General features: G+C 39.2%; 21 protein-coding genes and 1 riboswitch. Of the genes, 11 read left to right on the top strand and 10 right to left on the bottom strand.

The genetic code is table 11. The annotated features are described in order from the left end of the window. Nucleotides 1–288: 288 nt before the first annotated feature. From GAB14E_RS18835 to GAB14E_RS18860, 6 genes are all read right to left on the bottom strand, one after another. On the bottom strand, nucleotides 289–1,059 hold the full coding sequence (locus GAB14E_RS18835; RefSeq protein WP_033080904.1) for an SDR family oxidoreductase: 771 nt from the start codon (nucleotides 1,057–1,059) through the stop codon (nucleotides 289–291). 10 nt (nucleotides 1,060–1,069) lie between these two features. Continuing rightward, nucleotides 1,070–1,960, bottom strand: coding sequence for a 3-hydroxyisobutyrate dehydrogenase (gene mmsB / locus GAB14E_RS18840; protein WP_033080864.1), 891 nt, complete (start codon nucleotides 1,958–1,960; stop codon nucleotides 1,070–1,072). A 97-nt stretch (nucleotides 1,961–2,057) separates the two neighbouring features. Then, the gene (locus tag GAB14E_RS18845) at nucleotides 2,058–3,215 is read right to left on the bottom strand and encodes an enoyl-CoA hydratase/isomerase family protein (protein WP_033080863.1); all 1,158 of its coding nucleotides are present in this window, start codon (nucleotides 3,213–3,215) and stop codon (nucleotides 2,058–2,060) included. Nucleotides 3,216–3,270: 55 nt separating this feature from the next. Further along, the gene (locus GAB14E_RS18850) at nucleotides 3,271–4,059 is read right to left on the bottom strand and encodes an enoyl-CoA hydratase (RefSeq protein ID WP_033080862.1); all 789 of its coding nucleotides are present in this window, start codon (nucleotides 4,057–4,059) and stop codon (nucleotides 3,271–3,273) included. Nucleotides 4,060–4,196: 137 nt separating this feature from the next. After that, a complete protein-coding gene (locus GAB14E_RS18855) occupies nucleotides 4,197–5,354 on the bottom strand; it encodes an acyl-CoA dehydrogenase family protein (protein WP_033080861.1) in 1,158 nt (385 codons plus the stop codon). 227 nt (nucleotides 5,355–5,581) lie between these two features. Next, nucleotides 5,582–6,766, bottom strand: coding sequence for an acetyl-CoA C-acyltransferase (locus GAB14E_RS18860; RefSeq protein ID WP_033080860.1), 1,185 nt, complete (start codon nucleotides 6,764–6,766; stop codon nucleotides 5,582–5,584). A gap of 308 nt (nucleotides 6,767–7,074) precedes the next feature. Here GAB14E_RS18860 and GAB14E_RS18865 point away from each other — a divergent pair, with 308 nt between their 5' ends. From GAB14E_RS18865 to GAB14E_RS18910, 10 genes are all read left to right on the top strand, one after another. After that, a complete protein-coding gene (locus tag GAB14E_RS18865; RefSeq protein WP_033080859.1) occupies nucleotides 7,075–7,473 on the top strand; it encodes a MerR family transcriptional regulator in 399 nt (132 codons plus the stop codon). 130 nt (nucleotides 7,474–7,603) lie between these two features. Continuing rightward, the gene (locus GAB14E_RS18870; protein ID WP_033080858.1) at nucleotides 7,604–8,773 is read left to right on the top strand and encodes an isovaleryl-CoA dehydrogenase; all 1,170 of its coding nucleotides are present in this window, start codon (nucleotides 7,604–7,606) and stop codon (nucleotides 8,771–8,773) included. A 189-nt stretch (nucleotides 8,774–8,962) separates the two neighbouring features. Further along, nucleotides 8,963–10,579 carry a carboxyl transferase domain-containing protein gene (locus tag GAB14E_RS18875; protein WP_033080857.1) on the top strand — a complete coding sequence of 539 codons (1,617 nt, stop codon included), beginning with the start codon at nucleotides 8,963–8,965 and terminating at the stop codon, nucleotides 10,577–10,579. Nucleotides 10,580–10,667: 88 nt separating this feature from the next. Next, nucleotides 10,668–11,555: an enoyl-CoA hydratase/isomerase family protein gene (locus tag GAB14E_RS18880; protein ID WP_052093449.1), complete on the top strand. Its 888-nt coding sequence runs from the start codon at nucleotides 10,668–10,670 to the stop codon at nucleotides 11,553–11,555. 5 nt (nucleotides 11,556–11,560) lie between these two features. After that, entirely contained in the window at nucleotides 11,561–13,627 is a 2,067-nt protein-coding gene (locus GAB14E_RS18885) for an acetyl/propionyl/methylcrotonyl-CoA carboxylase subunit alpha (RefSeq protein ID WP_033080856.1), read from the top strand. After that, nucleotides 13,627–14,565 carry a hydroxymethylglutaryl-CoA lyase gene (locus GAB14E_RS18890; RefSeq protein ID WP_081967696.1) on the top strand — a complete coding sequence of 313 codons (939 nt, stop codon included), beginning with the start codon at nucleotides 13,627–13,629 and terminating at the stop codon, nucleotides 14,563–14,565. The genes GAB14E_RS18885 and GAB14E_RS18890 overlap by 1 nt, the downstream gene beginning before the upstream one ends. Before the next feature lie 57 nt (nucleotides 14,566–14,622). Continuing rightward, complete coding sequence (locus tag GAB14E_RS18895) at nucleotides 14,623–15,348, top strand: CoA transferase subunit A (protein ID WP_033080855.1); 726 nt, start codon at nucleotides 14,623–14,625, stop codon at nucleotides 15,346–15,348. 2 nt (nucleotides 15,349–15,350) lie between these two features. Then, nucleotides 15,351–16,007, top strand: coding sequence for a 3-oxoacid CoA-transferase subunit B (locus tag GAB14E_RS18900; RefSeq protein WP_033080854.1), 657 nt, complete (start codon nucleotides 15,351–15,353; stop codon nucleotides 16,005–16,007). 219 nt (nucleotides 16,008–16,226) lie between these two features. Continuing rightward, nucleotides 16,227–16,329: riboswitch (cyclic di-GMP riboswitch) on the top strand. Nucleotides 16,330–16,386: 57 nt separating this feature from the next. After that, on the top strand, nucleotides 16,387–16,746 hold the full coding sequence (locus tag GAB14E_RS18905) for a DUF3718 domain-containing protein (RefSeq protein ID WP_033080853.1): 360 nt from the start codon (nucleotides 16,387–16,389) through the stop codon (nucleotides 16,744–16,746). 258 nt (nucleotides 16,747–17,004) lie between these two features. After that, on the top strand, nucleotides 17,005–18,156 hold the full coding sequence (locus tag GAB14E_RS18910; RefSeq protein ID WP_033080852.1) for a patatin-like phospholipase family protein: 1,152 nt from the start codon (nucleotides 17,005–17,007) through the stop codon (nucleotides 18,154–18,156). 109 nt (nucleotides 18,157–18,265) lie between these two features. On the opposite strand, the gene GAB14E_RS18915 is transcribed toward GAB14E_RS18910, so the two are convergent. Further along, nucleotides 18,266–20,233, bottom strand: a complete 1,968-nt coding sequence (locus tag GAB14E_RS18915) for a monovalent cation:proton antiporter family protein (RefSeq protein WP_033080851.1) — start codon at nucleotides 20,231–20,233, stop codon at nucleotides 18,266–18,268. 353 nt (nucleotides 20,234–20,586) lie between these two features. Between GAB14E_RS18915 and GAB14E_RS18920 the strand changes: the two genes are divergently transcribed. After that, nucleotides 20,587–21,504, top strand: coding sequence for a GGDEF domain-containing protein (locus GAB14E_RS18920; RefSeq protein ID WP_033080850.1), 918 nt, complete (start codon nucleotides 20,587–20,589; stop codon nucleotides 21,502–21,504). Nucleotides 21,505–21,533: 29 nt separating this feature from the next. Here GAB14E_RS18920 and GAB14E_RS18925 read toward each other — a convergent pair whose 3' ends face one another. The 3 genes from GAB14E_RS18925 to psrA form a co-directional block, all read right to left on the bottom strand. Next, nucleotides 21,534–22,262: a hypothetical protein gene (locus GAB14E_RS18925; protein WP_231561974.1), complete on the bottom strand. Its 729-nt coding sequence runs from the start codon at nucleotides 22,260–22,262 to the stop codon at nucleotides 21,534–21,536. A gap of 3 nt (nucleotides 22,263–22,265) precedes the next feature. Continuing rightward, entirely contained in the window at nucleotides 22,266–23,618 is a 1,353-nt protein-coding gene (locus GAB14E_RS18930) for a DEAD/DEAH box helicase (protein ID WP_033080849.1), read from the bottom strand. 353 nt (nucleotides 23,619–23,971) lie between these two features. Further along, nucleotides 23,972–24,622 (bottom strand): TetR family transcriptional repressor PsrA, encoded by a 651-nt coding sequence (gene psrA, locus GAB14E_RS18935; protein WP_033080848.1) that lies wholly within the window; start codon nucleotides 24,620–24,622, stop codon nucleotides 23,972–23,974. Nucleotides 24,623–24,931: the final 309 nt, after the last annotated feature.

Below are 24,931 nucleotides of genomic sequence, written 5' to 3'. Positions count from 1 at the left end.
TTTTTTTCTATTTAAAGTAAAGTATTTTAAAACACCTTAAAACGAGACGTTAAGTTAACTGGTTTAGCTTAAAAGCAAGTAGATAACTTATCAAAACATCCACTTGGCTAAGGTTTTCACCTGAACCCCTTGGAACTGGAGCGCATTGTAGAGAGTTTTTACTTTTGATCAAGCCTTATTTCAAGATTTCTTTAATTACTGGTTTGTTCGAACAAATATCGTACAAACCAGTATTAAGCTGATGTAAACACCGAGCTAAAAGTAGTCAATAATAACTAAAAAAACAAGTTACATGCAAAGGCCGCCATCAATTTCTACCACACGACCGGTGAAAAACTCATTTTCAAAGATGTATTTTGCCGTATGCGCTATTTCCTCAGCTTCACCTAAGCGACCAACGGGTTTCATTTTCTCTAAACGGTCTCGCATCTCAGGTTTCATTGAATCAGTCATAGCAGTGCGTATAACCCCTGGAGCTATAGCTCCCACTCGAATACCATGACGGCCAAGCTCTCTTGCCCAAGTTGTGGTCATCGCGACTACGCCCGCTTTTGCGGCTGCGTAGTTTGTTTGTCCCATATTTCCACCACGGGCAATAGAAGACATATTGATAATAACCCCTTCCTTTTTCCCTTCGATCATATGAACAGCCGCTTCACGACCACATAAAAATACACCGGTAAGGTTTACATCAATTACTGATTGGAAGTTTTCTAAAGACATTTTTTTACTAACAACACCATCTTTAGCTTTAACAAACATGCCATCACGTAAGATACCGGCATTATTCACTAAACCATCAATGCCGCCGAAGTCTTTATTAATTTGCTGAAAGGTTTCTTCTACTTCATTTTCTTTACTGACATTAGCTAAATAATAATTAACTTGAATATTTTCATTACCAGCAGCGGCAACTTTCTTCACACTTTCTTTTAGTAGTTCTTCATTTAAATCAATAAGCGCTATATTTGCGCCATCTTTTGCAAAACTAAGCGCCATAGTTAAACCAAGGCCTTGACCGCCGCCTGTTATCACAATTGTTTTATCTTGTAGTTTCATCACTTCCAACTTACTTTTTATTAAACATATTAAAGATACTAGAGAAATCTTTATTACCATTTCCAGATGCAGCATGCATAGCGTATAAACTCCTCGCTAATGTGCCCATCGGTGTAGATGATTGACTGGCTAATGCCGTCTCTGTAGCTAAACCTAAATCTTTAGCCATCAAATCTACCATAAAACCACCTTGGTAATCATTTGATGAAGGTACATTTTCCATTACTTCTGGGCAAGGGTTATATACATCAAGTGTCCAGTTACTGCCCGAACTATTACTCATTATATTCGATAACACCTTTGGATCTAAACCATTAGCAAGGCCTAGTTGTAATGCTTCACTGGTACCCACCATTAATACAGACAGCAGCATGTTATTACACACTTTAGCAATTTGTCCTGCGCCATGCTCACCAGCATGGAAGATGTTCTTACCCATAGCATCAAGAATAGGTTTAGCTTGTTCAAACTCTTTAGCGCTACCGCCAACCATGAAACTTAAAGTACCTGCCACAGCGCCACCAACACCACCGGATACCGGTGCATCAACAAAACATATACCTTTTTCTGTTAGTGCTTTTGCTACTTTACATGATGTAGCAGCATCAATTGTTGATGAATCAATAACTAAGCAACCTGGTTCAATATAGTTAATTAAGCCAGACTTTTCTGTCAAGTATACTGCATCGACATGTTTACCTGCTGGTAGCATTGAGATAACAAATTGTGCACCTTGTACACATTCAATAGCATTAGCTTTAGTGGTGGCTCCAGCTTCGACTACATGAGCGACAGCATCAGCTGAAAGATCAAAAACACAAACGTTGTGACCCGCTTTAGCTAAATTAATAGCCATAGGACCGCCCATATTACCTAAACCAATAAATGCGATATTCGCCATGATTATTCCTTTTAATTTGTTATAGTTGTTATCAATGTTGTATGTCTTATTGGATAACCAAATGTTATTTCAATATTAATTCGCTGTTAGCTAGCTCTTAGCGCATCATTGTCAGCGGGTGCTTTGAGGTTGACCATCTAGACTCGAAAAACCAATCAAGTATCTCTCTATCGATTTCCTTTACAGATGAGTAACGCCACTGTGGGCTATTATCTTTATCTATTAATAAGGCTCTAACACCTTCATGAAACTCGCCAAACTGACCACATTTAACTGCTAAGTTTAATTCCATGCGAAAGCAATCAGCCAATGACATACCTTTACCACGTTGCAATTGTGAATAGGCTAATTGAGCACTTAAAGCACTGCCTCTTTTCAACGCTTTTTGTGCTCGACTAAACCACTTATCTTCATTTTCTATATTTAAGATAGCATTGATAATTTCTGTTAGGTCGTGCTGATCAATCAACTGAGTTATTAAAGTTTGATGCTCTCTTAGTGGCGACGTTGGTAATTGACTTAATGAGCTTTGTTCAAACTCTTGCAATAGCTCTGAAGTTTTATCGTGATTTAATGAGCTTGTTTCTGCCCAATTAATCACTTTTAATTGATTAATAAGGTTATCTTTGTATTGTTGCTCAACAAAATAATCCGCTAACTGGCAATACTTGGCATCTGCTGCATTAATAGAAGCCCCAGTTAAGGCAAGGAACAAGCCACAACCAACTGGCATTTTATTTAAAAAATAACTGCCGCCGACATCAGGGAATAAACCAATACTGATTTCAGGCATAGCAATGCGAGAACTTTCAGTTACTACTCGATGACTTGCTCCAACAAGCATTCCCAAACCGCCCCCCATAACAATACCACTACCCCAAACAATAAAAGGTTTGTTAAATGTGTGGATTAAATAATCTAATTGGTATTCCTGGGTAAAGTAGTCTTCAATTTCTGGGGCAAAGTTAGTTTCTGCAATTAATTCTTTGACTGAACTCTCTGTGATAACTTTACTTTTCATTGCATTGTAAAGGTGCACAATGTCACCGCCGGCACAAAATGCTTTTTCACCTTCAGCTTGCAAAAATACCGCGACAAGGTCTTGTTGTTGCTGCCATGTTATCAACTTTGGGTAAAGCAGGCTGATCATCTCGCCACTTAATGCGTTAAGTGATTTAGGTGAATTAAGGGTGATCACACCAATTTTCTTACCATTATCACAATCAACTTCATTAAAAAGAACTACGTCCGTCATAATTTTTCCTATCTATATACTGCTTAATACTGCTTAATTTTTTAAAGTAGATTTATTACTTATTTAGCCAAGTAGGCTTACGTTTATCTAAAAATGCTTGCACACCTTCTTTTTGATCAAGAGAATCAAACAACTCAACAAAAGCCTGACGTTCTTGTGGTAATGCTTGCTCAATTGGCATAACACGATTCTTTTGGATTAATTTTTTACAAGCTGTCACTGCAACTGGACTTTGTTTAGCTACTTTTGTCGCTAGGGCAATAGCTGCATTTTTCCCCTCACCTTGAGCAACCACTTCTTCAACTAAGTTAATCGATAGGGCTTGTTCAGCGCTAATACGCTCACCGCATAAAATCATACGTTTGGTCCAACCTTCACCAACTAATAAAGCAAGGTTTTGTGTGCCACCCGCACAAGGCAATAAACCTACACTTGCTTCAGGTAAAGCCATTACAGCATGATCTTCAGCGATACGAATATCACAAGCTAAAGCAACTTCTAAACCTCCCCCCATGGCGTAACCATTGATCGCTGAAATTGAAACGCCGCGAAAAGCAGAAAGCGTTTCAAATGCTTGACCAAAAATATTACTCATATCTATTGCTACTTGTTTATCACCATCGGCGAAAATATTAAGGTCTGCTCCTGCTGAGAAAAATTTAGCGCCTCCACCAGTTAGAACCAGTGCGTAAATATTTCTATCTTCGTTAAGAGACAAAACCAAATCTTGTAGGTCTGACAGGCTTTGCGCTGTCCAAGTGTGCGCAGGAGGGTTATTAAAGGTAACAACCGCGGTATGAGCGATAACTTCTACTTGTAAAAACTGTGATGAATAATCAGACATTTTCTTTCCTATGTTAGCACTTTGCATATAGCGCCTTTCAATTAGTACTTGTTGATTTGAGCTTAATTTAAGCTTCAATCTAAGTTGGATTTAACTTCGTATTTGAATATATATCTAAGCTAATACAGGACTTTTTCTTAAAGTAATTGCCCTGCCCCTTCAGTTAATAACCTTCTGGCAATAATCACCCGCATGATTTCATTAGTACCTTCAAGTATTTGATGGACACGTACATCTCTAAAGTGACGCTCTAATGGGAATTCTTTAATATATCCATAACCACCATGGATTTGCAGCGCGGCATCACACACTTGAAAACCAATATCTGTAGCAAAGCGTTTTGCCATGGCGCAGTAGGCAGTTTTCTCAGCATCGTTTTGATCTAATTTATACGCGGCTAAGCGCACAAGTTGTCTTGCAGCAACTAACTCTGTTGCCATATCGGCCAATTTAAATTGTAAACCTTGAAAGGCAGCAATAGGTTTCCCAAACTGTTCACGCTCTTGCATATAAGTCATGGCGGTATTTAACGCTTGCTGTGCAGTTCCAATAGAGCATGTGGCAATATTAATGCGGCCACCATCTAATCCCTTCATTGCTAAAGTAAAACCTTCACCTTCACCGGCAAGTAAGTTTTCAACCGGAACTTTGACATTGTCAAAAGTGATTTGTTTAGTGGGTTGAGCGTTCCAGCCCAGCTTCTCTTCAGCTTTACCATAGATAACGCCCTCAGCATCGGCAGGAATAACCACTGCAGAAATGCCTTTTGCTCCAGCTTCACCGGTACGCACCATAACAACTAAGACATCTGTTTCACCAGCACCAGAGATGAACACTTTTGAGCCATTAACAATATAGTGGTCACCGTCAATTTTTGCGCTGGTACTTAATGATGCGGCATCAGAGCCAGAGCCTGGTTCTGTTAAACAATATGATGCTAACTGCTGCCCAGATACTAACCCAGGACACCAGGTATCTTTAACAACTTGAGTGCCCCAAGTAGCGACCATCCAGGTGGCCATATTATGAATGGTCATCATGGCCGTTGTGGTAGTACAGCCCATAGAAAGCTGTTCAAAAATTATTGATGAGTCTAATCGACTGAGTCCTAGACCGCCGGCATCTTCTGGAGCATATAAACCACAAAAGCCTAACTCACCTGCTTTTGCTATTACCTCTTTAGGAAAAGTATGCTCTAAGTCCCACTTAGCGGCATGAGGTAATAACTCACTATCGCTAAATTGCTTGGCCGTTTCAGCAAACATTTGCTGGTCTTGTGTTAAATCAAAATTCATCAGTCATTCCTATCTTGAGAAAGCTTCTCTTTATTATTAATTTGTATATGTTCAGCGTTAAATACTTTGACTCTTGTAAAAAGGCAAAGGTATTGAGGCGATAACAATCGCTATTCAATACATTATTACGACTTGGCCACCAATATTTTATGTTCAAGTAATGTATTGAAAATTTATCAGTACTTTTGCCAGTTCCTTTGATTTAACTAGCTTTTATAGCAAGGTAATTACAGTATCTCTAAGGCAATAGCCGTTGCTTCTCCGCCGCCAATGCAAAGTGAAGCGACACCTTTAGATAAACCTTTATTTTTCAACGCGTGAATTAAGGTCACCATAATACGTGCACCACTTGCGCCCAACGGGTGTCCTAATGCACAAGCACCGCCGTGGATATTCACTTTATTTATGTCTAGTGACATATTTTTAACCGCTAACATAGTAACCATGGCAAAAGCTTCATTGATTTCAAACAGGTCAACATCTGCTATCTGCCAGTTAGCTTTAGCTAATACTTTGGTCATTGCACCAACAGGTGCTACGGTAAACTCAGCAGGAGCTTGTGCATGTGTTGCATGGGCAACAACTTTACAAAGTGGTGTTAAACCACGTTTTTCAGCTTCTGATAACTTCATCATAACAAGGGCAGCTGCGCCGTCTGAAATTGAGCTTGAGTTAGCCGCTGTGATGGTGCCGTCTTTTTTAAATGCTGCGCGCAATGATGGAATTTTATCCGGGCGAGCATTTCCAGGTTGTTCGTCGGTATCGATAACTACTTCACTACGGCGACTCTTCACCGTAATAGCGCTTATTTCATTTTTAAAAGCACCGGATTCAATTGCCGCGTTAGCCCGACTTAGTGAGCGTATAGCAAATTCATCCATAGCTTCACGGGTGAAACTTGCTTCATCGGCAGTATCTTGGGCGAAACAACCCATTGAAATTCCGTCATAAGCATTTTCTAAGCCGTCTTGCATCATATGATCAATAACTTGACCATGTCCCATACGCAAACCTGTTCTTACTTTTGGTAAGATGTAAGGTGCATTACTCATGCTTTCCATTCCACCAGCAACAGCAACATCGATAGAGCCTGCAAGTAATGCATCATGCGCTTGCATAGCCGCTTTCATGCCAGAGCCACATACTTTATTAATTGTGGTACACACTGTAGATAAAGATAAATCTGCGGCAATAGCAGCTTGTCGTGCTGGGGCTTGTTTTACGCCAGCAGGTAAAACACAACCCATAATAACTTCGTCAATTTGGTCAGCAGCTAAGTTAGCTTGAGCTACTGCTGCTTTAATCGCATTAGCACCTAAATCAGGTGCAGTAACGCTTGCAAAACAGCCGCCAAAGCCGCCCATAGGGGTTCTTAGCGCGGAAACAATAACAATAGGATCAGATGATGACATTCGGTTCTCCAACAAATTTAATCAGATAAAATAATTAGTAATTCCTCAAGACTAACTTAATAACAGCTTTACGCCAACGTTAACTTAAAGGCTGGATTTTCAGTCAGACGTTAAAGTGTAAGCAGTTAATTACACTAAACCGTTACTTATCTCACTACATTACATAGCGATAATAATTGTGCTAGCTAAGGCTTAGCGTTTTAAAAGTTCAAATAACGATTTAGCAATAACCTATAACGGAACAACCTTTACGTTAACGTCAACTTGATATAATATAAATCCATAAATAAAATTTTGAGCAATATTGCATGACCCAAAAACTGACTTCGATAAAGTATTCAATAAGTGATTTATCAAAAGAGTTTGATATCACTACCCGGAGCATACGTTTTTATGAAGACCAAGGATTACTTGCTCCTGCAAGAAAGGGTCAGACTCGAATTTATAATCAAAGAGATAAAGTGCGACTAAAGTTGATTCTACGTGGTAAACGACTAGGATTTTCTTTAGCTGAAACCGGTCGTTTGTTTGAGCTCTACGATGTTGATAAAACCAGTGCTACCCAGTTAACTATTATAATGACATTGATTACCGACAAAAAAAATGATTTAAAGCAGCAGCTTGAAGATATCAATGCGGTTTTAATTGAACTCGATGACTTAGAGGATAACTGTAAAATAATCTTAGAGTCACTTGAGAGCAGTTAACAATTGACCGTAATAACACAGTAAAATTAGTTATGAATATATAAGTAAAAACATACAAACATAAACAAGCCCATTAAACCGTTACTTTACCTCGCTAAGCAGGGTTTAATTTAACAAAAAAGGACAACTCATGATTTCACAATACACTTCACTTAACTTTAATTTAGGCGAAACCGTCAATATGATTCGCGATCAGGTGAATGCTTTTGCTCGTGACGAAATAGCGCCACGCGCAGAACAAATAGATATTGATAATGAGTTTCCTAAAGATTTATGGCGTAAATTTGGTGATATGGGTTTATTAGGCATGACCGTTGAAGAGCAATATGGTGGCTCAGGTCTAGGTTATTTAGAACATATTATTGCCATGCAAGAAATCAGTAGAGCTTCAGCCTCTGTCGGTTTGAGTTATGGCGCTATGTCAAACTTATGCTTAAATCAATTACGTAAAAATGGCTCTCATGAGCAAAAACTTAAGTACTTACCAAAGCTTTGTACTGGTGAACATGTTGGCGCTCTTGCGATGAGTGAACCTAATGCAGGCTCAGATGTAGTAAGCATGAAACTTCGTGCTGATAAAAAAGGTGACAAGTACATTCTTAACGGTAATAAAATGTGGATAACCAACGGCCCAGAAGCTGATGTTTATGTCATTTATGCCAAAACAGATACCAGTGCTGGCTCAAAGGGTATTACTGCATTTATTGTAGAGCGTGATTATCCTGGTTTTTCTCGCCATCAAAAGTTAGACAAGTTAGGTATGCGTGGCTCAAATACTTGTGAGCTCGTTTTTCAAGATTGTGAAGTGCCTGCAGAAAATATTTTAGGCACCGAAGGTAAAGGTGTTCGTGTATTAATGTCAGGACTAGACTACGAACGTGTGGTTTTATCCGGCGGCTCTTTAGGCATCATGGATGCCTGTATGGATTTAGTTGTACCTTATATTCATGACAGAAAGCAGTTTGGTCAATCTATTGGTGAGTTCCAATTGGTGCAAGGTAAAGTTGCCGATATGTATACCCAAATGAATGCGGCTAAGTCATATGCTTATACGGTAGCGGCTGCATGTGACCGTGGTGAAACTACTCGTAAAGATTCAGCAGCAGTTATTTTATATGCAGCAGAGCTGGCAACAAAAATGGCACTTGATACCATTCAATTACTTGGCGGTAACGGTTATATCAATGAATTCCCAGCAGGTCGTTTATTGCGTGATGCTAAATTATATGAAATTGGCGCCGGCACCTCTGAAATTCGCCGTATGTTGATTGGTCGTGAATTGTTCAACGAGTCTAAGTAGTAATTAATTTCATTGAATGTTGAACAAAGCATTCATTTGATCACCAGTAACAAGTAGGTTTGCAGCAAGTGAGTTCTAGTACAAGGCAAAAAAGCGGAGTTGACGTTAGTCAATGAGCATTTTTCAACGCCATATTAGAACTCAATAGCAAAAAAACAAACTTTACTAACTAATTAATAAGGCTATCCCGTGGCAAAAATAGTAAGTAAGATTAACATCCGCAGCGAAGACTTCCACAATAATGCTGCCCATATGCAAGTTCAAATTGACGATTTGCGCGACAAGCTTTGTGAAGTAAAACTTGGTGGCGGTGAAAGAAGTCGCCAGCGCCATTTAGACCGAGGTAAGTTATTGCCACGTGATAGAGTTAACGCGCTGCTCGATGCTGGCTCTGCTTTTCTTGAACTATCGCAATTAGCTGCTTATAAAGTTTATGATGACAACGTACCTTCTGCCGGTATTATCACCGGTATTGGTCGAGTTTCCGGGCAAGAGTGTGTCATTGTAGCTAATGATGCAACAGTTAAAGGCGGTACCTATTACCCACTAACGGTGAAAAAGCACCTTAGAGCACAGGCTATTGCGCAAGAAAACAACTTACCTTGCATTTATTTAGTCGATTCAGGCGGTGCTAATTTACCTAACCAAGATGATGTTTTTCCTGATAAAGAACATTTTGGTCGTATTTTCTTCAACCAAGCCAATATGTCAGCCAATAATATCCCACAAATAGCAGTGGTTATGGGCTCTTGTACTGCAGGTGGTGCTTATGTGCCTGCTATGGCAGATGAATCAATTATTGTAAAAGAACAAGGTACTATATTTTTAGCCGGCCCACCGCTGGTAAAGGCCGCGACAGGCGAAGTGGTAAGCGCTGAAGACTTAGGTGGCGCAGATGTACATTGTCGTACCTCTGGCGTAACAGATCATTATGCACAAAACGATCACCATGCATTAGATATTGCCCGTGCAGCGGTCAAAAACTTAAATAGAGTAAAACCGGTAAACCTTAATGTTCATTCATTAGCTAAGGTAGCTGAGCCAACTTATCAAGCCGATGAAATCTATGGCATTATTCCTAAAGATACTCGCCAACCTTATGACGTACGCGAAGTTATTGCCCGTATCGTTGATGGCAGTAATTTTGACGAGTTTAAAGCACTCTACGGTAATACCCTAGTATGTGGTTTTGCCAGCATATTTGGTTACCCTGTTGGTATCGTCGCGAATAACGGGGTGTTATTTGGTGAGTCTGCAGAAAAAGGCGCCCATTTTATTCAACTGTGTGCACAGCGTAAAATTCCACTGGTATTTTTACAAAACATTACCGGATTCATGGTCGGTAAACAATATGAGTCAGGCGGCATAGCTAAACATGGCGCAAAAATGGTAACTGCGGTAGCAACCGCGCAAGTACCTAAGTTTACAATATTAATTGGTGGTAGCTTCGGCGCTGGCAATTACGGTATGTGTGGCAGAGCTTACGATCCACGTTTCTTATTTATGTGGCCAAACGCCAGAATATCGGTAATGGGCGGCGAGCAAGCTGCTGGCGTAATGGCGCAAGTCACTCGTGATAAAAAAGCAAAATTAGGTGAAAGCTGGAGCGAAGCAGAAGAGCAAACATTCAAGCAGCCCATTATTGAAGACTATGAACATCAGGGACATCCTTATTATGCCTCTGCCCGTTTATGGGATGACGGCATTATTGACCCCGCTGATACCCGCCAAGTTTTAGGCTTAGCCATTTCAGCATCCTTAAATAAAAGTATTGAAGATACTAAATTTGGTATTTTCAGAATGTAGTCTGCCCTCACATGTTAATTGTATTGGTGGATAATACCGATACTTTTTACCCGTGTACTCTCCCAGAAATAAGCGTAAAGGAAAAGTTATGTCGATTGATACACCTGACTTAAATAAGTCAAACAATTTAAGTAACTCAAGCAAGGTACTATATACAATAAGCGATAATGGCGTAGCTACTGTTACTCTTAATAATGCTGAAAAGCATAATGCCTTTGACGACACTATCATCAAAACGCTAACTGATATTTTCAGTGATATTGCTAAGCGTGACGATGTAAAGGTTATGGTGTTAGCTGCTAACGGCAAGAGCTTTAGTGCTGGCGCCGATTTAGGTTGGATGAAACGGATGGCAAGTTATTCTTATGAAGATAACCTTAAAGACGCCAACGCTTTAGCTCAAATGCTCAAAGCATTAAATTTTATGCCACAGGCAACTATTGCAAAAATTCAAGGCGCTGCTTTTGGCGGAGCCGTTGGGCTAGCCAGCTGTTGTGACATAGTCATTGCCAGCAATAAAGCCAGTTTCTGTTTAAGCGAAGTTAAGTTAGGGCTTATTCCTGCAACCATCAGCCCTTATGTTGTTAATGCCATTGGTTTAAAAGCATCACGACGCTATTTTCAAACGGCAGAGCGATTCTTTGCCGATAAAGCTATGCAAATTGGTTTAGTTGATGAAGTGGTTGACGCTGCCGATTTAACGCCAGCCGTCGAAAAAATGATAACCACTTTACTTAACAATAGCCCCACAGCAATGAGGCAAGCTAAGCAGCTTGCTTTTGATGTTGCTTATCAAGATATCAATGAACAATTACTTAGCGATACTAGTGCACGTATCGCCAGTATTCGAGTTTCAAGTGAAGGTCAAGAAGGTCTAAGTGCTTTTTTTGACAAACGTAGCCCTGCTTGGCAACAAAGCGCCAACCTAACTAGCAACCACCTAGCTAGCAGCCAATGTAACGACAGCGAAGGATAAAAAATATGTTTAGTAAAATATTAATTGCTAACCGTGGTGAAATTGCTTGCCGCATAATAAAAACAGCCAAAAAGATGGGCATATTAACGGTCGCCGTATATTCTGATGCCGATAAAGATGCCTTGCATGTTCATATGGCGGACGAAGCCGTTTACCTTGGCGCGTCCCCCTCTCGTGAAAGTTACCTAGTGGCGACAAAAGTTATTGCTGCAGCCAAAAAAACCGGCGCACAAGCGATTCACCCTGGTTATGGCTTCCTTTCAGAAAATGCAGCTTTTTGCCGCGCCTGTGAACAAGAAAACATTACTTTTATCGGCCCTCCTGTTGAAGCTATAGAAGCTATGGGTTCAAAATCTGCCGCCAAAAATATCATGGAAAAAGCAAATGTACCTTTAGTGCCTGGCTATCATGGTGATGATCAAAATGAGCATACTTTAAAGCAAGCTGCAGATGCTATGGGTTATCCTGTATTACTTAAAGCCACAGCAGGTGGTGGCGGTAAAGGTATGCGCCAAGTATGGAGTGAGCAAGAATTCTCAGAGGGTTTTGCCGCGGCCAAACGTGAAGCTATGTCTTCATTTGGTGACGATACCATGCTGGTTGAAAAGTATTTAACACAACCTCGTCATGTTGAGATTCAAGTATTTTGCGACAACCATCAAAATGCGGTGTATTTATTTGAACGTGATTGCTCAGTACAGCGACGTCACCAAAAAGTAATTGAAGAAGCGCCAGCGTTTAGTATGAGTGAGTTTCTGCGCACTAAAATGGGTGAGTCTGCTATCAAGTCAGCGCAAGCCATTGGTTATCAAGGTGCCGGCACAGTAGAATTTTTACTTGACGTTGATGGTTCATTTTACTTTATGGAAATGAATACCCGCTTACAAGTGGAGCATCCAGTAACCGAGATGATTTCCGGACAAGACTTAGTTGAATGGCAATTACGTGTTGCTGCTGGCGAAACACTCCCAAAAACTCAGCTGGAGTTAACGATAAATGGTCATGCGTTTGAAGCAAGAATATATGCTGAAGACCCAAGTAATGACTTTTTACCAGCTACTGGGCAATTGAACCTATTAAAAACGCCAATAGAAAGCAAACATGTACGTATCGATACAGGTGTTCGTCAAGGTGATGAAGTGAGTGTATTTTACGATCCTATGATCGCAAAACTCATTGTTTGGGATGAAAACAGAGAAAAAGCCTTACAACGCTTAGCAAAAGCCTTACGTGAATACCGCATCAACGGCGTCACCACCAATATAGAGTTTTTATATAATTTAGCCACTACTGATGCTTTTAAAAATGCCGATATAGATACCGGCTTTATTGAAAAGAATCATAATGCGATTTTTCATCAAGCAAATGACAAACAAGGTAATGAATTATTCACTAAGCAGTTACCTATAGCGGCATTATACTTAGTGTTATCTCTGGCGAATAAAACCAAAGAACAAGCGGCATTAAGTAATGACCCTCACTCGCCTTGGCATATAACTAACGCTTGGCGGTTAAATGAACCTCATAGTCACTCACTAATACTTGCTTATAATGACATTGAATACGCCATTATCATTGAGCAAAAACGTCAAGCCAGCGCCAGTTATTATCAGATAACTATTACTGGCGAGGGTATCAGCACACACACGGTTGACTGTCAGGGTGAAATAAATGGTGAGAAAGTCACAGTAACTATTGATGGTCATCGTAGCCAAAGCATAATTTCACATAACAATAACAACATAAGCCTTTATCAAGAGCATGGCGTATTTAGCTTTAGCCAGATACTACCTGATCATGGTCAAAATCAAGATGACGATAATCATGGTGGTTTAACCGCACCGATGAATGGCACTATGGTTAGTGTGTTAGTAACTCCTGGAGAACAAGTTACTAAAGATCAGCCTCTCGTTATCATGGAAGCAATGAAAATGGAGCATACCATTAAAGCACCCAGTGACGGTGTAGTGGATGAAATCTACTTCAGTACTGGTGATATGGTTGATGGCGGTACTGAGTTATTAGCTTTTTCATCATCACTTGCCCAAACAGAAAATACCGAGGTTAAATAATGTCTAATCCTCTGCCAATAAACCTGCCAAATAAAGTAAAAATTGTCGAAGTAGGCCCAAGAGATGGTTTGCAAAATGAAGCTCTCATTAATGGAAAGGCTATCAGTGCTGCCGATAAAGTAGCATTAATCGAATTGTTAAGTGATGCTGGCGTTAGTTATATTGAGAGCGGTAGCTTTGTTTCACCTAAATGGGTGCCACAAATGGCAACTTCTGCTGAAGTGTTTGAAAAAATAAAACGCGATAAAAAAGTAACTTATGCTGCTTTAACACCAAATATGAAAGGTTATGAAGCCGCTATCGCCGTTAATGCTGATGAAGTTGCCATCTTTTCCGCAGCCTCAGAAAGCTTCAGCCAGAAAAATATTAATTGCTCCATCGAAGAAAGTATTGAACGGTTTGCACCAATTATAGCTGATGCTAAAAAGCGTAATATCAAAGTACGTGGTTATGTCTCTTGTGTCGTAGGTTGCCCTTATGAAGGTGATATCAACCCCGAGGCAGTTGCTACAGTTGCAGAAAAATTACTGGCAATGGGCTGTTATGAAATATCGCTCGGTGACACTATTGGTGTTGGCACACCTGCCAGCGTAACTAAGATGTTACAGGCCGTAAGTGCCCGCGTACCAACGACTCAGCTAGCCGTTCACTTTCATGATACCTACGGGCAGGCGTTAACTAACATTTACGCAGCGCTACAATGTGGCGTTGCGGTTATCGATAGTGCTATTGCAGGCTTAGGCGGCTGTCCTTATGCTAAGGGTGCTTCAGGTAACGTTGCCACAGAAGATGTAGTTTACCTACTTAATGGTTTAGGTATAACAACAGATATAGATTTTGATAAATTGCTACAAGCCGGTTGGTTTATTAGTAAGAAGTTGGGCAAGCAGCCAATTTCTAAAGTATCTACAGCTTACTTTGCACAACAGAAAGCTTAGCACCGCAGTGATAATCGATAAAATTTTACGATAAAGAAAATAAAGCAGGAGATGAAAATGGCAGGATTTGACAAAGTAGTATCAAGCTATGAAGAAGCCATGGACGGACTAACCGACAACATGACAATTATTGCCGGTGGTTTTGGTTTATGTGGAATTCCCGAAAATTTAATAAGCGAAATAAAGCGCAAAGGTACTAAAAGTTTAACCTTAGTTTCCAATAACTGTGGCGTTGATGATTTTGGCCTAGGTGTATTGTTGCCCAACAGACAAATAAAAAAAATTGTAGCTTCATATGTTGGCGAAAACGCTGAATTTGAACGTCAAATGATGGCTGGAGAATTAGCGGTAGAATTGACACCACAAGGCACGCTTGCTGAAAAAATGCGTGCTGGTGGTGCGGGTATTCCTGCGTTTTTCACAGCAACAGGTGTAGGTACACCAGTCGCAGAAGGTAAAGAAGAACGTAGTTTTAATGGCCGAGATTATATTTTAGAGGAAGCCATTGTTGGCGATTTCGCCATCGTAAAAGCATGGAAAGCTGATAGATACGGTAACTTAGTGTTTAGAAAAACGGCGCGCAACTTTAACCCTTTAGCCGCAACGGCTGGTAAAATAACGGTAGTTGAAGTTGAGGAGCTTGTTGAAGTGGGTGAATTAGATCCTGACCAAATTCATACACCAGGCATCTATGTTAACCGAGTTATTCAAGGATCTTTCGAAAAACGTATTGAACAGCGTACGACACGCCCAGCAGACGAAGCTGAAGGAAAGGGAGAATAACCATGGCCTTATCAAGAGAACAAATTGCCCAACGCGTTGCCCAAGAACTAAAAGATGGTTATTACGTTAATCTAGGCATAGGCATCCCGACGTTGGTAGCTAATTACGTGCCTGAAGATATTGAAGTAATGTTACAGTCAGAAAATGGTTTACTAGGCATGGGGCAATTCCCCACGGTAGATGAAATAGATGCCGATTTAATTAATGCCGGTAAACAAACCGTTACTATGGCGAAAGGCGCGTCTGTATTCGACTCCGCAGAGTCTTTTGCCATGATACGTGGCGGCCATGTTGACTTAACCGTGTTAGGGGCTTTTGAAGTAGATGTAAATGGTAATATAGCTTCTTATATGATCCCAGGTAAGTTAATCAAAGGCATGGGTGGTGCCATGGATTTAGTTGCTGGCGCAGATAACATTATTGTGACTATGACACATGCCTCTAAGCATGGCGTCTCAAAGTTGCTTAAAAGCTGCTCTTTACCATTAACCGGTAAAGGTTGTATTAAAAAAGTATTAACTGACTTAGCATTTATTGAAATTAAAGAAGGTAAGTTTCATTTACTTGAACGGGCTCCTGGCGTTTCAGTAAAGGATATAATTCAGTTAACAGAAGGTGAACTTGTTGTAACTGGTGATATACCAGAAATGAAACTATAATCCTGTACTATTTTGTAACTAAATACTTCTCCTTTGAATATTAAAAAAAACGATTAAAAAACATCCGTATAAATATCAATAAAGGTAACAGTAATCAATCTGTTGCCTTTTTTTTTACACTCTAAAATTTCACATGAAAAAATGGATTTTGTCGTTGACAGCAGGCACTTAGACCAATTAACTTGCACTTTGGTAACAATTGCGTGATACTTATTCTTGACAAAGAAAAGGCAAAACACGCGAAAACGTGTGACGCAAAACCACCGGTCTAAGGGTTTAGTTAATTTAGTTTAGCTTAATCTATGACAGCGGAGTAACCTAGTTAACAGGTACATCCCGTGGTTTTTTCTTTTATTAACTCAATTATAAGGTTTATAAAATGAAAAAATTATTAATAGTTTCAACCATCACTGTTTTAACATTAGCGTCTGCTGTAACGACACCAAAGGCACAAGCTGCTGACATTGCGACAAGTATATGTCAGTACGTGGCATCCGATGACAAGAAACGCATGCGTTCATTTTTAAAGACGAATAAATTAAAAATTCGTCGTATCTTCAGCGGTATTCAGTGTAACGGCAAGAACTTATTAGAGTTTGCAGCGGTGAAAGGCTCAGTAAAAACAGGCTCTTTGATGATTTCTAAATTACCAAAGAAAGTTGTTTCAGCTAACCTAGCACAACTACAAACTGGATCGCAACCATTGATAGATGCTGCCAACGCTCGCGTTAGTAGTTAAGAATATTTTAAAAGTAGACGTTAATACCTTTTAGCAATAAAAATGGATGAGTAAAAGCAATACTATTTAATAATTCTATGTCATTTTAAAGAGCCAGCTATGCTGGCTTTTTTTTGTCCTAAAATTTCCATTCCACTATTAATTCGGCATTTCCCTAGCGAAGTAAATAAAAAGCAATTACACTTAAACCATTGAAGCTGATTAATAAATTGATGCAAATTAAGCCATTAAAAACTATAAAAATAATTATTCATTTCTATGACACTAAAACGAAATTACCTTAATAGTAAAAATGCGCTGGTACTAACCGGTGGCGGTGCTCGAGCAGCTTATCAAGTGGGTGTTTTATCAGCCATAGCAAAATTTATTCCTAGAAATCATGGTATTCCTTTCCCTATTCTTTCAGGTACTTCTGCTGGTGCTATCAATACTACATCACTTGCTTGTTATGCTTCATGCTTTCATTTAGGCGTTAAAAAATTAGAATGGGCTTGGAAAAATTTCAATATATCGAGCATTTATCATAGCGATTCGATTAATGTCTTTAGCCATATAAGCCAGGGTATGTTAGCAAGCTTTCAAGCCGACTATGCCAATAAAAATCCGCGCAGTTTACTCGATAATGCTCCCCTTAGAACCTTATTAAACCAAATTCTGGATTTTAACCGTATCGATAATAATATCGCCCGTGGTTATTTATCAGCAGTATCCATTACCGCATCAAGTTATAGTAATGGTGACTCGATTAGCTTTTACCAGTCTGATGGTCAAGTACAACCATGGTCACGTGTTAAAAGGCGAGGAGAAGTGTGCCAGTTAAATACTGAACACTTAATGGCTTCCGCAGCAATCCCTATGGTTTTTCCTTCAGTAAGAATTAAAAACCAACATTTTGGTGATGGCTCAGTACATCAACTATCGCCATTAAGCCCCGCAATTCATTTGGGGGCAAAGAAAATATTCGTCATTGGTGTTGATCAACCCAAAGAGCCTTTGCACTCAATGGAGAATAATCCACACCCGCCAAGCTCGGCAACCATTGCCGGGCATTTACTGGACTCTATTTTCGCAGATACCATGCATAGCGATCTCGAACGCATGGCGCGTATTAATGAAACGTTAAAGTTAATCTCGGCACAAAATAGAAAAGCAAACGAAGGCTTACAACATATAGAAAGCTTTGTCATTAACCCCAGTCATGATTTTAATGCTATTGCCACACAATATTACTATGATTTGCCACTACCCATTCGCTTACTGTTACGTAGCGCTGGAGTGAGTAATGACTCTGAATCAAGTATTATCAGCTACTTATTGTTTGAAAGGAATTTTTGTAGCGAATTAATAAGATTAGGTTTTGCTGATGCAATGGAGCAAGAACAAGCCATTAGGACCTTTCTCGACATATAATTAATCTACTGTTAATATTTGACTTGTAGCGAATAAGCGTTATCGAAGAAATAGACACTTTAGCCAATAAGCTCCACTGCAACATAGCAGGTAAATGACTGCTTTAAAGTTATCCGCCTTCCTGTAAATAACGTTCGACTCGCTCGACTCTGCGCGGCTTTCCCCTAACAACTAGGGTATCTTGATTTTGTAAAATAGTATCTAAAGAAGGTGACTCTGTTTCTACATCGTCTCTGTGTAAGGCGACAATGTAAACACGGCGTTGCTCAAGCGCTAATGATTGAAGAGTTTTCCCTCTGGCGTAAGAATTATTATTGATAAGTATGGCATGAGCAAATTCTATCCGGTCAATGGACTCTGGGCTCATGTCGGTTTGCTCGCCCTGAAAAAAACCATGCAAATGGTTATAGTGATTTTTTCGCTCTTTTTGCACTCGGCGCATAATCCGAGAAAAAGGCACGCCAGATAACGATAAAACTTGTGATACCAACATTAAACTGCCTTCTAAGCTTTCCGGCACAACTTCATTGGCGCCAGCTTCTTGTAAAGCATTGAGTTGATCATCATTTCTTGTTCTGACTAAAATAGGTACCTCAGTATTCATACTTCTCACTTTTTGTATCACCTCAATCGATTGTTTATCATTGCCAAAGGCAATAACAACCAATTTAGCTTTGGAAAGGTAAGCTGCATTGAGTAGCTCTGTTTGACGAGATGAGCCAAAAAGAACTTTCTCCCCTGCTTCACGGGCTTTTTGAGTACGCAGAGGGTCAACATCTATGGCAACAAAATCAATTTCGTCTTGTTTTAAAAATCGACTAACCGTTTGCCCTACTCGACCGAAGCCACAAATAATTACATGGTTTTCCAATACTTTATTTTCTGGTAATTGCGATAGATCCAAAGAATCTGCCGACTTCTCTCGGCTCAAAAATAGTGCCCAGGAGCGTGCGTTATTGATCATAAATGGTGTGATAGCCATACTGATAACACCAGCGCCAAGTAACATTGATGCGACATCAAGTGGTAAGACCTGAGTCTGACTTGCTAAAGCAATAAGCACAAAGCCAAACTCCCCCATTTGCGCCAGCATGAACCCTGATGCCCAGGCATCTTTACTTGCCTCACCAGCTTTGACTGCAAGGGTTTTTATCACCATAACCTTGACGAGCATAAAACAAATCATCAAGCTTAAAAGACTAAAAGGTTTCGATACTAATAAACTAACATCGAGTTTCATACCAACGGTAATGAAAAATAGTCCTAATAAAATATCTCTATAGGGTCTAATGTCAGCTTCTAATTGATGTTTATATTCACTTTCACCTAACATCATCCCCGCGAGAAATGCGCCTAACGCCATAGATAAACCAAACCATTGGGTGAAAGCTGCAGCTAATAAAGTTACTAATAAAGTTGTTAAAACAAAGAGTTCATCTGTACGCACTTGCGCAATAATGTTAAATACTTTTGGTAATAACCATTTACCAATTAACAATAACAATGCGACTACCACAACACCTTTAACCATCGCCAGCATTAGTGCCCACAGCAAAGAGATCTGACTATCCATAGCCAACATAGGAATAATGATTAATAGCGGCACAACAGCAACGTCTTGAAACAGTAATATAGCAACAGAAAGCTGTCCTGACTTTCGCTTCATGGCACCACTTTCACTAAGCTGTCTAATAACAATTGCAGTAGAGGATAGCGCGAGTATGCTACCGACAACAAAAGCAGCGGAAAAGCTTAAACCAAAAAAGAGTCCTGCGACCAGAAAGACAAGCAGTGAAATACCAACTTGCAAACTTCCTACTGACACCACTAGATGCCGCATGGCCATTAGTCGGGGTAATGAGAATTCTAAACCTAAGGTAAAAAGTAAAAAGACAATACCTAACTCGGCAAAGTGATCATAATCAACTTGCTCGTTGGCAATATCTAAACCATGTTGACCAACAATCATACCTGCGACTAAATAAGCTAAAATCGCTGGTAACTTTAAACGTCGAAACATCCATACCACAAAGACAGCACAAGTTAATATCGCAAGAATTTCAAAATAACCGCTCACACAACTTCCTTTTACTTTGTTAAGAATTAACTTTTACTACTACTTTGAAAAGCTAAGTTATTGCCAAGCGGCAAAAGGTTGCCGCTAAAGTACAAGCTCAATATAAATAAAGACTCACTTTATTTATAGTTTACCTAGCCTTAAAGTATATTAACAACAAAAAAAAACACATTTCAATTAGCTAAAGTAATTTAATAGCTACTTAAGCTGTCAAAAAACCTCAAAGTAAGCCAACAATAAAAAATGGTACACTTTTTGCTTTAATTTCAGTAGTGAAAATTAGCGTCAAAATATACTCTTTAAGTAGTTATTTTATAAATGACGTTAGAAAACAAAGTTAATGAGGTTCTCGCATGCAAACACTAAACGTACTTGATAATAGATTCTCACCATTCAATACCTATAGTACATTAAGCACGGATGCGCTTGTTGCTGAAGATTTTACCAGTTCAGTTTTTGATAAACGTCAGATTTTAGCTTTTATGACGAAATTACAAACCACACTAGATATCGATGAGCTATTAAACATTTTTGCTATAGAAGCAACACGATATGTTGATTTTGCTGGGCTTTATTTTAAAAGCAATGATTTGAACAAGGCTTTACTTGGTAGTAGAAAAGCGAAAAAAGAACGCCGCTTTGATTTAAGAGTTGCTGACGATTTTATCGGTACACTAAGTTATGGTATCAATGCCCCAATCAGCTTAACTAATTATAAAGTATTGCAACAACTGCACCTATGTTTATTACACCCATTGAAAAACGCCCTTGCTTATCATGCTGCAATGCAACTTGCCATGCAAGATGCCTTAACGGGGCTTGGTAATCGACGTTATTTTGACGAGCAATTAAAACGAGCTATGAATAATGCTAACCGCCATCATAGCTTGGTTGGTTTAGTATTGGGAGATTTAGATAAATTTAAAGCGATTAATGATCATTATGGTCATGTTACTGGGGATTTAGTATTAAAAGAGTTTTCTAAAGTCATGCGTCAGTGTGTTCGTGATTCCGATAGCGTCTTTAGATTTGGCGGTGATGAGTTTGCTATTATTGTTGAGAATGCTAATGAAAGCGCGTTAAGCATAATTGAAAATAGAGTGAACCTAGCATTAAGCAGCAATGCTTTGCTAAATAAATACCAGCTAGGTTGCAGTATAGGTTCAACTTTTATGAATCGGGCTGATAATGAAATAAGCTTTTTCGAACGGGCTGATGAAATGTTATACCGTAGTAAACTTCAAGCCGTTGCACACTTAACAATAGTCTAAACGGCTATAAACAATACAAAGTGAAAGCATTAGCTTTTAGTAACTAATGCTTTAAATGCCATTTTACGCTCACTAGGGGTGGCATTAACGAGTAACCGACAAAAGCGAACAGCTTGAGCAAATGACTTTTGGGTTATGTCACTACCACTTAAGTGTTGTAGAACTGCAAAAACATAAGGCTCATCTAATAAGAATACCCTTGCATAGTGCTTGATCGCATCAGGTAATGATGGGTATTGAACACCGTCAAAACTAAAGCCTGCTACTTGTACTGCTTCATAATCAATCACCTCAAGTTCAATGCCATTTACCACTAACGGCCAAGCCAAGTAATTTATCCTAGCTTTTGCCACCTCGTACATAAACCATGCACTTCTAGCAAATCCAGCAAAATTACCTTGGTCAAATTCACTTGTCGCCAGCTCTTCTTGAGTCCAATTAATACCGATGGCAAGATCTTTTGAATAAGACTTTAGCAGCTGCTTTTTGACATAAGCATTGACTGCCCAAATATTATCTACTTGTGCTTTGTTAGCAATTTTTTGACATTCACCACAACTAGGAATAGATATTATAGGATGAGGACAACTAAGTATTACGTATTTGTTCTCATAATTGCTTGTTTTAAAGTCATTAGACGGGAAGACAAAAGCGCCATTATTAGGCTCACCACAAAACCAGCAACAGTGCCTTTTATCAAAAGGCGTTTCTGTTATAGCAACAGATCTTGTAGCTGATTTTGTAATATGGTTTGGCAAGTTTTAGCGCTTCTTCTGAATCTTACTATTGTATTTACTACTTGTTCTCGCTGTTTTGTTTTTACTCTTTATTTTACCTTTTACATCTTTTTTAGCTAAGTTTTGGTTCTTTTCTTGAGTAGCTCGGTATCTATTTTTACTCTCGCGCTTTACCGTTGCTTCTTGATAAGCTTCGCTCTCTTGACGATTAAATTCATAACCCGGTACCACGATACGTTCAAATCGGCGACCAATAAGCTCTTCAATGTCGCCTAAAAAACGCTCATCTTTCGGGCTTACCAAAGAAATTGCCGTACCAGACTTACCTGCTCTTCCAGTACGACCAACGCGGTGCACATAATCTTCAGCAAGAAATGGTAAATGAAAGTTCACAACGTAAGCAAGGTTTTCTATATCTAAGCCGCGAGCGGCTACATCGGTTGCCACTAATACTCGTACTTTACCTTCAGTAAACTGCTCTAAAGCTTTATTTCTTGCACCTTGGGTTTTATCCCCGTGACATAACGCGGCTTTAATACCGTCCAATTTAAGCTCTTTTGCTAACAGGTTAGCACTTTCTTTGGTACCAGAAAAAACCAGCACCTGCTGCCAGTTGTTCACGCCAATCAACTCTGATAGTAATTCACGTTTACGCGCTTCACTTACCCAATATACCGATTGTTTTATTTTACCTGAGGTGGTGTTTTCTCTAGAAACGCTAATAGTCTTTGGCGTCTTTAACAATTGATTGGCTAATGTTTTTACCCGCTCGGAAAAAGTGGCAGAAAACATTAACGTTTGGTGCTTATGTTTAATTGCCAGAAGTAACTTTTCTATATCGGTTAAAAAACCCATATCTAACATGCGATCAGCTTCATCAAGCACTAGAAACTTCACTTGTGACAAATCAACATTGTGCACATTTAAATGCTCTAATAAACGGCCTGGCGTTGCCACTAACACATCAAGACCTTGCTTTAACATATTGGTCTGTGAGGCCATTTTACCGCCACCATAAACCACACCCGTTTTTATCGGTAGGTATTGACTAAACTGCTTAATATTCTCAGCGACTTGTTTTGCAAGCTCACGCGTAGGCGTTAATATTAATGCTCGAATAGCTTGTCCAGAGGCACTTTTTTCATTACCAGAGGAATTAGCACTGTGAGCAGCATGGTTGGCTTTAGCAATGGCATCTAAAATAGGTAAACTAAAAGCAGCTGTTTTTCCTGTGCCTGTTTGTGCGCTTGCTAAAAGGTCAGTACCTCGACGAATAACTGGAATTGCTTCTTGTTGAATCGGAGTTAAATTCTTATAACCACAGGCCTTAACCGCTTTCAATAAATCCGCTGATAAGCCAATTGCATCAACACTCATATGTCACCTAAACCCTAAAATAAACGCGTAAAAAACTGAAATAGCATAATTGGGCAGGATTATAATACAAATTGTTGTTAAAAGCAGAACTAGTCTTGATTAATTACGTTAAGATTTATTTATTTTTTAAATAGGTCAGCAAGGCTTCGCGGCATAAGAACGAAATACCTAGTTGTGCGCTGGTAATGGTTTTAACAAGTTATGGCAGTTTTGCATTCGTTGAAAAAAACAGCTATCACCTGCTATAAACTCTTGTGGTTGATAATGACCAACAGAACAAGTACTACTTGCTCTGTAATGAATAATCATTTTGTCCCCAAGTAAAATCATAACGGCTTGTATGCACTAGTCAGTTAACTGCTCATTACCTGATTATGTATTTTACTAATAGGTGCAGCAACCCCAGCGGCAACATAAGGAATGACTCTTTCAATAACCCCCGCAATATCAAGCTTATTATCAAAATCATTTTGAGCAATATCAATTAAAGCTTCACTTGATGACATAGTAAAAACGATAGTGCCCATAGTGAAATGTAATCGCCAAAACATCTCTTCAGTACTTAGCTCTGGGTAGGCTATCTTTACAGCCTTAGTAAAGTTGGTGAAAACATTTGGGTATTGGGTTGTTAAAAACCAACGTAGAAAGCCTTGACTGTCGGTGTAACCTCGCCCTAATAACTGTAAAAAAGTACTAGTACCATTTTCTTTAAACTCATTAAGGTTTAAAAGTGGCTCTATAAAAGCAGAAAACACTTCATGTAAATTAGGCTTTGTCTCCGCATGGCAGATTAATGACAGTGCTGACTCTAATTGCGGTGATAGTTCATCCATATAACGAGACATTACCGCTTTAATCAACTCTTTTTTAGAGCCGAAATGATAGTTTACCGCCGCTAAATTGACATTGGCTTGACTAGTGATTTCTCTTAGAGAAGTACCATTAAAGCCTTTATCGGCAAAAAGTACATCGGCGGCATCTAATATTTTATTTTTAGTACTCATATTTCAACTTCTACTGCTTGCTGTTTAGCTGATTTATTACCAATAGGCTTATAATATAAACAGCTAGTTTAAACACATGTTTAAAATAGCGTATTCTTTGTAAACAGGTCAAGCTTTTAAAAACGTCAAGGATAGAATCATTTAATATGTAAGCGATTAAAACACTCTATTACAAATCGTAACCCTATTAATACAGTAAAACACAAGCAGAGCATTTATCATTAACTCAGTTTCAAGCAAGCAACGGTTTTAATCACTTTCTGCCTTTATTGACTCCCTTATACATTGTTTTGTTTATTATTGTTTTTA

It is taken from the genome of Colwellia psychrerythraea, assembly GCF_000764185.1.
Taxonomy (GTDB): Bacteria; Pseudomonadota; Gammaproteobacteria; order Enterobacterales; family Alteromonadaceae; genus Colwellia; species Colwellia psychrerythraea_B.
The sequence above is the reverse complement of the archived record's forward strand: the minus strand, read 5'-3'. Positions and strand labels throughout refer to the sequence as shown.